A 10,075-nucleotide genomic window follows, 5' to 3' on the forward strand; every position below is an offset into this window, starting at 1 on the left:
AAAAAGGGAAGCTTAGAAAAGATTGACTACAAATCATCTTAAGCTTAAATTATGCCAGTAGCCTCACTTCTTCCCCCTCTCGGCTGACTAATTGCGAGTTAGGATCAAGGTTACACTTCCTTTAGATTTTTAAGCCATGTCGTTGAACCAAGAATCCCTCGCTTTTAGCCATGGGAGGGTCAAGAACTCAACTAGCGAAATTTTGATCGTGGGCGGTGGTATCATCGGATTAGCGATCGCCGTCGATTTGCAATTGCGCGGGGCAAAAGTTACCCTCCTAGTTCGAGATATAGCTCAGGCCGCTAGTCGTGCGGCTGCGGGAATGTTGGCCCCCCATGCGGAGGGGATTCCCCCGGGTCCCTTTCTCGATCTTTGTTTACAATCGCGCTGGTTATATCCAGAATGGAGCCGCAAAATCGAGGATTTAACGGGGATAAACAGCGGTTACTATCCCTGTGGTATTCTTGCTCCCGTTTACGAGCTAGATCAGCCCGTTACTACCGAGGAAGTTAATAAAATTTGGTTAGACAGCAATGCAGTTCATCTCTACCAACCCGGACTAGGTAAAGATGTGATCGGTGGTTGGTGGTATCCCGACGATGGACAAGTGGACAACCGGCAGCTAGTGACTGCGCTGCAACAAGCGGCCGAAAATTTAGGGGTAGAAATTCGCCAAGGGGTAGAAGTCCACGCTATACAACAAAAGCAGGGAAAAGTCAAGAGTATTTATACCTCAATTGGGGAATTAGAAGCAAAAATTTACATTTTAGCGACAGGATCCTGGACGAGTCAACTTTTACCCCTCCCTATCCATCCCGTCAAAGGTCAAATGGCCGCAGTAAAAATGCCCCCTAACCAGACCTTAGCTAGGGTTTTATTCGGTCCGCAAACCTATCTAGTTCCCCGTCGCAATGGTCGTTTAATTATCGGGGCCACTTCCGAAACAGTGGCCTGGCAAACGGGTAATACACCCCAAGGACTGCAAACCCTGTTTGAGCGGGCCACCCGTCTCTATCCCCCTTTAGCTGACTGGGAAATCGAGGAAATGTGGTGGGGATTCCGTCCGGGTACAGCGGATGAATTACCCATTTTAGGCCGCAGTAGCTGTGATAACCTGATTTTAGCCACCGGTCACTATCGCAATGGCATTTTACTCGCTCCTGTCACTGCTTCCTTAATTGCTGACCTGGTGATTAATGACAAAGTTAATCCCATTTTGACCCATTTTAGCTGCGATCGCTTTAATCAACCATCACCCGTTACTATTCCACCTATGTCCTTAACTATTATTGAGAATAAACCCCAAGCACTTTTATCGCCCCAGAATGATAGTCTCACCATTGCCGGGAAAACCTTTCACTCCCGCTTGATGACTGGGACTGGCAAATATGCCAATCTGACCACTATGCAGGAAAGTATTACTGCCAGTGAATGTCAGATTGTCACCGTCGCCGTTAGACGAGTACAAACGAACGCACCCGGTCATGAGGGATTAGCAGAAGCGATTGATTGGTCGAAAATCTGGATGTTACCCAACACTGCCGGTTGTCAAACGGCCGAAGAAGCGATTCGCGTGGCTCGTTTAGGGCGAGAAATGGCCAAATTATTGGGACAGGAAGACAATAACTTTATTAAACTCGAAGTTATTCCCGATCCTAAATATTTATTACCCGATCCGATCGGAACTTTGCAAGCGGCGGAACAATTAGTTAAAGAAGGTTTTGCCGTACTGCCCTATATTAACGCCGATCCTCTCTTAGCCAAACATTTAGAGGAGGCTGGCTGCGCCACGGTTATGCCCCTAGGATCGCCGATTGGGTCGGGACAGGGGCTGAAAAATGAGGCAAATATCGCGATTATCATCGAATCGGCCAAAATTCCCGTGGTGGTAGATGCCGGGATCGGTACAGCCTCAGAAGCGGCCCGGGCCATGGAAATGGGGGCCGATGCTTTATTAATTAACAGTGCGATCGCTATGGCGGCCAATCCAGCTATGATGGCGCAAGCCATGGCAATGGCGGCAAAAGCGGGACGTTTAGCCTATTTAGCGGGAAGAATGCCGATTAAGTCCTATGCTAGTCCTAGTTCCCCCCAGACGGGAACAATCGCCTAAGCCAGTGATCTTAGGCTAGGAATGGGCTGTTTTCAGCTATCGTGGGCATGGCCAGAAAAATTGACTAAAATAAAACAGGTGGAATCATGACCGAGAATCTGCCGGGCAATTAGCGTCATGGCCGCCAATCCTGAGAACATATTTTTTGATCAGCGAGGTATATTGGCGATGATCACTAAAAATTCTTTATTATCAGGTTTTTTTCTGGGTCTGGGTTGGGTTTGCGTTAGCGGCAACCTAGTCGTGGCCCAATTGCCTATCAGTGAGCGTTGTTTAGCTGAGGCTGAATCCTGTACTTACCAAAAATATCCCCAATACAATCAGCAATTAGACTTTCGCACCAGTCCCCAAATCGAGCAGCGGCGACAGAACACGATCGAAAATCAATGCGGTAGCATTAATTCCTCTCGTTGTAATAATCTGCGTCCGCAGTTGCAAAAACTACAGGAAACTCCCACCCGGCAGCAATTGCGGGAACAACAGATTAGAATCATCGAAACCCGTTAAAATAGGGGAGATTTAGCCATCTCCCCCCACACCACACATCAATAAATCGCACAATTAACGCACTTCAAACAAACGATTATCCGGTAAATTACTAATCGCTCGCTGGAGACTATTCAAGGATTTATTGTAATCAACGATCGCCTGTAGATAACTACTTCTGGCATCGGTTAAATCCCGCTGGGAGTTGATCACGTCCGTTTGGGTTCCCACACCGGCCTGGAAGCGTAAACGGGCTAATCGCAGACTTTCCGTGGCTGATTCAATGCTTTTTTGCGAAGTTTTGATGTTTTCTTGGTTAGAAATCAAATTATAGTAGTATTCCTCCACCTGAAGGCGAATTTCATTGCGACGGAGGGAGAATTCCGTATCGGCGCGATCAATATTTCTTTCCGCTTGACGGGCCTGAGCAAAAGCACGACCACCATCAAAGAAAGTCCAGCGAATCCGGCCGCCAACGCTAAAACCATCGCCAAAACCAGCAGAATCACTGAGATCGTTGAGGACATTATACTCGCCCAGAAGGTCCACTTGGGGAATCACCGCCGAAATAGCGATCGAGCGATCCTGTTCGCTAATTTCCCGTTGTAAGAGTTGTTGTTCTAATTCCGCGCGATTTTTGTAGGCCAAAACGATACTATCATTAAGACTTAAGCCCCAAGTTCCCGCCTCGCGAATCTCATCGGCAGCGGTTAACTCGATGTGCTGACCGACACTCAATATCTGTGCCAGTCGCCGTCGGGAAATACGCTGGGTAGAAATCGCCCGGGTTAAGTCTTGGTTAGCGTTAGCGAGGTCAACTTCCGCCTGTAGAACAGCAAATCGGGTTCCTAGTCCCGCTTGCTCCAATAATAGAGCATCGCGTAAACTTTGACTAGCATCCTCGATCGAGGCTTGGGCGATCGCTACCTGAGCATCACCCCTCTGTAATTCATAATAGGCATCGGTGGCATCAAAACGAGTTTGTTCCGAGACTCTTTCCACCTCTAATTCCCGTTGCCGGATGACCTTTTCGGCCCTTTTGATCTGGGCTGACCGTTCACCCCCTGTATAAACCCCATAGACGATGCTAACACTACCCTGAAAGTTGGTACTATCTTCCGGTGTAGTGGCTGGGATTCCCTGTTGACGAGCCAAGTTATTCTGTCTTTGGGCAACTGCCGATTGATCTTGAGTGAGACTGGTTTCCGCTTGGGCCGTGGGTAATAAAGCCGCCTGTTGTTCCTTTAATTGGGCGCGAGCGATTTCTAAATCGACCCGGGCTGTCTGTAAGGTCTGATTATTTTTTAAAGCTAATTCGATCGCTTGATTTAAGCTGATCGGTTGTACTACCCTAATATTCACCTCATCTGGTTTGGTGGGAAAAATTAGGGGATTGCCACTAGGATTAAGATAATTGGGGGCTTTGGGATCCGCTTCCGTGGTTGCCGGTGCCGCCGATGGACCGGGTAATTGAGAAACGGGATTGGCAGTAGGTCGGGGTTTCTTCAATAAATCGGCAGCGGACTGAGTTTGTGCCTTAACCGAGGATTCAGCCAAGAAAATCAACCCAAGCACCGCACTCACGGTAATACCATAACGCAAGAGCAACATGAGTATCTCAAAAGTAAACAGTAAACGATAAGAAGTAAACAAGCTCACACCACTATGTTGGCCGATTACTAATTACTAATCAATAATCCTACTCCATCCCGACGCGGATCGCCCGTAGCGGTTAATTCCCCCCGCTCATTCACTGCCACCCCATGCACACCCCCAAAAAACATATTTTGTTCTTGCCAACGGGTTACTTGAGTATTTGCGGGTAAAACCAGATTTTCGAGCAGATTTTCCCGATCTTCTAGGGGTTCAATTCCTAATTGTTGATTTTCCCAATGTATGCGCGAGGCACCGATCGCATCGGCTAAAGATTGCCGAAAATCGATTAAATTACTAATAACCTGCAAAATAGCGGTGCGAATGCGATTGGAACCCCCAGAACCGAGAACAAATCGCGGCTTTCCTTCTTCTAAAATCATCGTCGGCGACATCATTGAGGATAAACGACGATCAACGGGCCAATTGTGAAAACCAAAGGGATTTAAGTCCGCTTCCCCGATCATATTATTGAGCATAATTCCCGTCCCCGGCACGGTATAAGCTGATCCTTCGCCGTTGGAAAAGGTGGCACTGGCGGCATTACCTTCCCCATCGATAATGCTAATATGGGTGGTACTGCCCCATTTATTGGCATATTTGCCTAAAAATTCTGATGAGAGGAATTCCTCTTCGATTCCCTCCTGATGGATAAAATTATCGTAGCCTTGAGCGCGAGCTTGATTGGTTAAGGCCATCACTTCTGTTAAAATTTGCAGATGTTTGTTCCCTAGATGCTCTAAAGCCGATAAATTGACTGTTTCCAGTAATTTTAGGGCAAAAGCTAGGAGAATTCCCCCAGAACTAGGCGGCGGATTAGTCAGTATTTCGTACCCCCGATATTCGGTTTTTAGGGGTTTTCTCTCAAGGACTTGGTAATGATTTAAATCCTCTAGGGTAAGATAACCGCCCTCCTGCATATCCCTGGCGATTTGGTGGGCGATTTCTCCCTCATAAAAGTCTTTTACGCCTTTTTTGCTTAATTCCTCTAAGCTGTTGGCAAAATCCCTCATCACACAGCGATCACCAGCTTGCAGGAGTTTTCCTTGCGGGGCATAGACTTTTAAACCCTCTCTATCTTTGAGCAGGATCGAAGCGAGTAAACCCAGGCAAAAGCCGTTATATTGGCTCAAAATGTAGCCTTGACGAGCATATTCGATCGCTGGTTCTGCTACCACGGCAAAGGGTAATTTTCCCAGTTTTTTCTGCACTGTTTCCAATCCCCGTAACACCCCGGTCGTAGCGATCGCACCTCGACCAATGTGAAAATCTTGACTAGCACCACCAAAATTGATCGCCACTGGGTAAAAGTCGATCTTTGTCAAGGGTTTTTTATATTTTGGAGTTTGACAAAAAAAATCAAAAAGGGTATTGACTTTTTCTTTGGTATGTGCTAGTAAAAAACCGCCGCCCCCCGCCGAAGCGAGGGTGAATTCGACCACGAAAGCCGCTAAAATCGAGCCAACAATCCCATCGAAGGCATTGCCGCCCATTTCTAAGATTAATTGTCCAGCTTCGGCAGTTTTTGGATGTCCTGCGGCGATAGCGCCCTTGCTTTTGCCAGTCACTTTGATCGGGGTGTGGGGAGAAGGGAGAATAAATAAAAATAATCTCCTGTCTCCTGTCTCGGAGTCTCCCGTCTCCTGTCCCCTGAATAGGGCTATTTTTGCAACTGCTTAACCGCTTGATAGATTTCGGGTAAACGCTTGTAAGCGGCTGCTACCTTGAGGAATAGCTTATGGGGGATAGCGGGAGAGCCAGAAACCACTTCTCCTGCCCCGATATCGTTGTGAATGCCAGCTTGGGCTGTTGCGATCGCACCATCCCCGATCACCGCTTGATTGGCAATGCCCACCTGTCCCGCTAAAATAACGCGATTGCCCACTTTTACGCCTCCTGCCATGCCTACCTGTCCTGCTAGGGCGCAGGCTTGGCCAATTTGGCAATTATGGGCAATATGGACGAGATTATCGATCTTAGTCTGGCTACCGATGCGGGTTTCTCCCACTGCCGGGCGATCCACGGCGCTATTACAGCCAATTTCCACCCCATCTTCTAAGACCACGATACCCGATTGTTCCATCTTAAACCAGCCTTCGGGAACCGGCACAAAACCGAAGCCCTCAGCACCGATAACAGCACCACTGTGGATAACGCAATCATTGCCTATTTGTACCCGTTCATGGATAGTACAGTTAGCGTGGAGAATTGTGCGATCACCAATATGCACCCCGGGGTAAACAACGGCGTTAGGATGAATGCACACCCCATCACCGAGGGTGACATTGGCTTCCACCACGGCATGGGCCCCGATGGCGACTTTATGGCCGATTTTAGCCGATGGATGCACCACGGCGGTGGCGTGAATGTAGGGTTGGGGCTGAAAGGGTTGATAGAATAATTTGATGGCGTGGGCGAATAAAAGTCGGGGATTGGCACTAGCTAACCAAGGGATGCCGCGTTCGTCGGCCTGTTGTTGTAAATTGGCATCCAGGGGCAGAATTAGGGCAGTAGCCTCAGTTTTGGCGACAAAGGCAGCAAATTTTCCCCCTTCGATATAGCTAATCGTATCGACTAGGGCGGTTTCGATGGGAGTTATGGCTTTAATTTGGGGATTTCTGTCGGGATAGGCAGTTAAACTGTGAGCAGAGACTAAAGGGCTTAATTTTTGGGCAATTTCACTAAATTTCATAAATATATACTGCGATCGAGATAGGGCTGATGATAGGATGGTCTAACAGTCTAAAACTATACTGATAATCTTGTCGTTATTATAGTCAAAAAAGTTGCTAGTTTTTTAGGGAATAATCCCTGTTTTCCATTTCAATAAAGCCGATCTCGATCTAGAGCGGTTTTGGAGATAAGTTGGCTCTCTCCAAAACCGATTGGTTTTAGTTTTTACTGCTCGATCGAGTTAATAAAATTGATCCGAACAGTATTAAGGCGATCAGAGTTGATGGTTCGGGAACTGTTTGAAAATCTAGGTTAAAAATTCCTGACTCTCCCCAAGAAAGGCTAAGATCTACCAGCTTAAAACTGGCTGAATATTTTCCCGGTCGAGAGGCAAGAAACTTCGGTAAAAAGGAGAAGTTATCACCAGTACCGATCGCATAGATATCGCCAGCATTAGCTAAAATTGTCTGTCCTAAAGAGTTAGCTACTGTTAATCCATCACTAATCTCTAACAGTTGTAAGGATAGGTTGGCATTACCTAAAGACCGATTCCACCGTCCCCCAGAACTGTTAAAAAGAGCTTGTTCTCCCAAGTCAGAGGAATTATTAATAGTTGCCACTGATTGCATCAGTAGATTGCTATATTCCTCCCCAGTGGCAGCACTAACAAAACTATTCTGAAAAATTCCTTGTCCTGCAATTAAGGAGAGAGGAGGCAATCCTGTAGAAGTCTCAGGAATGCGATTATTGGTGTTAGTCGGATTAACTACCGGATTACCAGACGGGCCGGAATAACTGTAAGTGCCGATACCGTGAAAATGAGGGTTTCCCTCTCGGTGAGCAACCAGAAGAGTTAACCGGTTATAGTTAGGATTGGCTAATCCCTCATAGATGCCCCGAGTTAAGGTGATTTGATTATCCACCCCGATATAAAATTCGGGCAAACTCTGACCAATAGCAGGCTCTTCCGCCTTAGCCACAGTTACCAGGGCGAAAGAAAGCGATAAAATGAAGCTAACGGCGATAAATGGAGATGTAGGGCTTTTTTTGCGGATTTTATTCGCATCACAAACTAATCCTACCCTAGAGACCTGTAGAACCATGATTTCTCTCATTAATTAGAATGATAATCATTATCAATTTAGCGAAAAACCCTTGTTCCGATTCACTTTTGCCAAAAAAGTTAATTTAAGTTAACGTGAACAATGCTGTCGGAATAAGTTGCCCGGGCCAACAGGCAACGGTGGAACAGCAGCAGGTTCTCTGGGAATGAGGCCAAATCCCGTCAAAGTTTATCTTGATCGGAAAAGATCAACAAGGCTGTGTTAGGTTTTGCAGTGGGGAATCTGGGTTAAAATAGACCGAGAAAGTTAACAAAAAAATTGTCTCGCTCAAGTGGGCGAAAATCAGCTTATGACCCTTGCGGTGGCGATCAAAAACTTAAAAAAATCCTACGGTCAGACAGCAGCGGTTAAAGATATCTCCTTTACCGTGAAAGCGGCAGAAATCTTCGGTTTACTCGGTCCCAATGGTGCGGGGAAAACCACCACAATTCGCTGTCTTTGTACCCTTGCTAAACCCGATGGCGGCAAAATCGAGGTGGGGGGTGTCGATGCCCTGAATAACCCCAAATCCGCCCGTAAACGCCTGGGTTACGTTGCCCAAGAAGTCGCCCTCGATAAAATGCTCACTGGCCGGGAACTGTTGCAACTACAAGCGGCTCTATATCACATTCCCGCTCAAAAGTCAAGAGAGCGCATCAAAGAATTAATAAATCTTTTAGGATTAGAGGAATACGCCGACAAAAAAACGGGGACCTATTCCGGCGGCATCAAAAAACGGCTGGATTTAGCGGCGGGATTATTGCATCAGCCGGAAGTTTTAGTGCTGGATGAACCGACTGTGGGCCTCGATATCGAAAGTCGTTTGATTGTCTGGGATTTTCTGCGACAATTGCGGGCGGCCGGAACCAGTGTATTAATTACCAGCCATTATCTCGAAGAAATCGACGCTTTGGCCGATAACTTGGCAATTATCGACAATGGTATCGTCATCGCTCGCGGTACCCCCTCACAACTAAAGGAACAACTGGGTGGCGATCGCATCACCTTAAAAGTGCGGGAATTTTCCCCAGAGGAAGAAGCTTTCCAAGCGAAAGAATTATTATCCCGTCTGCCTTTTGTCGAGGAAGTGATAGTTAATACCGCCCAGGGTAACTCCCTTAATCTTATCGTGACGGCCAATAGCAATCCTTTAAGCAAAATTGAACAAACCCTAGCCGAATCGGGATTACCCGTGTTCAGCATGGCCCAATCCCGTCCTAGTCTCGATGATGTCTATCTAGCGGCCACCGGACGCACCCTGATGGATGCGGAAATTGCCGCCGCCAGCAGTCGCGACCTGAAGGCGGAGAAAAAACAAGCGATGAAGGAATCCTAGTCCGGCGAGCAAGGCTGTAGTATTGCCCAATTGCCAGGTTAAATCGCCTATAATTGGAGCGATCGACTATCTATCAATCAATATGAAAGATAAACGGGTATTGCTGACCGGCGGTACGGGGGGACTGGGTTTAGGAGTCACTCCGGCGGTTTTACACCATGGCGGTCATCTGACCATGACCTATCGAGAGGAAAGGGAGGTAGGTCGCCTGAAATCTCGGCTGAGTGCGGCGGAATTTGAGCGTATTCGCTTTGTCAGGGTGGATTTAACCCAAGAAACTGCCGTGGCTAGATTAATTGATGATCTCGGTCGGGTCGATGTTTTAATTCATCTAGTCGGGGGTTTTACCATGGGGGCGACGGAGGAGTTTAGCTATGAAGATTGGCTAAAAATGTTTGATTTAAACCTCCATAGCACTTTTTTACTGTGTAAACACTGTTTACGCTCGATGAAACTTCATAATTATGGTCGTATCGTCACTATCGGTTCTCGTGGCGCCGTACAACCGGGGGCAAATTTGGCCGCCTATTGTGCCTCGAAAGCGGCGGTAGTGGCTCTAACCCAAGCGATCGCAGAAGAAACCAAACAGACTAATATTAACCCCAGTTCGGGTTAAGCAGCGGGGGGTAAAGCCCATTCCATCTTCAAGGAGGGTTTTTTCGGCTGGTGACAGTAAGCAATCAAACCACAGAGAAGATTAACGCAAAAATT

Annotated in this window: 7 protein-coding genes and 2 pseudogenes; 4 read left to right on the forward strand and 5 right to left on the reverse strand. The window is 47.2% G+C overall.

What is annotated here, in order from left to right; translation table 11 throughout:
* Nucleotides 1-136: 136 nt before the first annotated feature.
* Nucleotides 137-2,113, forward strand: a complete 1,977-nt coding sequence (thiO, locus tag LW728_RS09930; protein ID WP_287766519.1) for a glycine oxidase ThiO — start codon at nt 137-139, stop codon at nt 2,111-2,113.
* 168 nt (nt 2,114-2,281) lie between these two features.
* Nucleotides 2,282-2,620: a hypothetical protein gene (locus LW728_RS09935; protein WP_287766520.1), complete on the forward strand. Its 339-nt coding sequence runs from the start codon at nt 2,282-2,284 to the stop codon at nt 2,618-2,620.
* 54 nt (nt 2,621-2,674) lie between these two features.
* Here the strand turns inward: LW728_RS09935 and LW728_RS09940 are convergent, their stop codons facing one another.
* The 4 genes from LW728_RS09940 to LW728_RS09955 all read right to left on the reverse strand — a co-directional run bounded on the left by LW728_RS09940 (nt 2,675) and on the right by LW728_RS09955 (nt 8,028).
* The gene (locus LW728_RS09940; RefSeq protein WP_287766521.1) at nt 2,675-4,210 is read right to left on the reverse strand and encodes a TolC family protein; all 1,536 of its coding nucleotides are present in this window, start codon (nt 4,208-4,210) and stop codon (nt 2,675-2,677) included.
* A 68-nt stretch (nt 4,211-4,278) separates the two neighbouring features.
* Complete coding sequence (locus tag LW728_RS09945) at nt 4,279-5,820, reverse strand: gamma-glutamyltransferase (RefSeq protein ID WP_287766523.1); 1,542 nt, start codon at nt 5,818-5,820, stop codon at nt 4,279-4,281.
* Nucleotides 5,821-5,912: 92 nt separating this feature from the next.
* On the reverse strand, nt 5,913-6,944 hold the full coding sequence (gene lpxD / locus LW728_RS09950; protein ID WP_287766525.1) for a UDP-3-O-(3-hydroxymyristoyl)glucosamine N-acyltransferase: 1,032 nt from the start codon (nt 6,942-6,944) through the stop codon (nt 5,913-5,915).
* A gap of 199 nt (nt 6,945-7,143) precedes the next feature.
* On the reverse strand, nt 7,144-8,028 hold the full coding sequence (locus LW728_RS09955) for an all3515 family Zur-repressed PEP-CTERM protein (RefSeq protein WP_287766527.1): 885 nt from the start codon (nt 8,026-8,028) through the stop codon (nt 7,144-7,146).
* A 310-nt stretch (nt 8,029-8,338) separates the two neighbouring features.
* Between LW728_RS09955 and LW728_RS09960 the strand changes: the two genes are divergently transcribed.
* Both LW728_RS09960 and fabG read left to right on the forward strand, forming a co-directional pair.
* Nucleotides 8,339-9,364, forward strand: coding sequence for an ABC transporter ATP-binding protein (locus LW728_RS09960; protein ID WP_287766529.1), 1,026 nt, complete (start codon nt 8,339-8,341; stop codon nt 9,362-9,364).
* A gap of 82 nt (nt 9,365-9,446) precedes the next feature.
* A pseudogene (gene fabG, locus LW728_RS09965) lies at nt 9,447-9,962 on the forward strand (3-oxoacyl-ACP reductase FabG); the annotation flags it as partial.
* Between the two features lie 14 nt (nt 9,963-9,976).
* Here fabG and LW728_RS23175 read toward each other — a convergent pair.
* Nucleotides 9,977-10,075 (reverse strand): annotated as a pseudogene (locus tag LW728_RS23175) (IS982 family transposase); the annotation flags it as partial.

Origin of the sequence: Microcystis sp. 49638_E5 (assembly GCF_021300285.1) — a bacterium.
Classification (GTDB): Bacteria; Cyanobacteriota; Cyanobacteriia; order Cyanobacteriales; family Microcystaceae; genus Microcystis; species Microcystis aeruginosa_C.

What these genes read in the sequence shown, in the direction of transcription:
- lpxD (WP_287766525.1), bottom strand. Translation starts at nt 6,944, where the DNA reads ATGAAATTTAGTGAAATTGCCCAAAAATTAAGCCCTTTAGTCTCTGCT.
- thiO (WP_287766519.1), top strand. Translation starts at nt 137, where the DNA reads ATGTCGTTGAACCAAGAATCCCTCGCTTTTAGCCATGGGAGGGTCAAG.
- LW728_RS09960 (WP_287766529.1), top strand. Translation starts at nt 8,339, where the DNA reads ATGACCCTTGCGGTGGCGATCAAAAACTTAAAAAAATCCTACGGTCAG.
- LW728_RS09935 (WP_287766520.1), top strand. Translation starts at nt 2,282, where the DNA reads ATGATCACTAAAAATTCTTTATTATCAGGTTTTTTTCTGGGTCTGGGT.
- LW728_RS09940 (WP_287766521.1), bottom strand. Translation starts at nt 4,210, where the DNA reads ATGTTGCTCTTGCGTTATGGTATTACCGTGAGTGCGGTGCTTGGGTTG.
- LW728_RS09955 (WP_287766527.1), bottom strand. Translation starts at nt 8,028, where the DNA reads ATGGTTCTACAGGTCTCTAGGGTAGGATTAGTTTGTGATGCGAATAAA.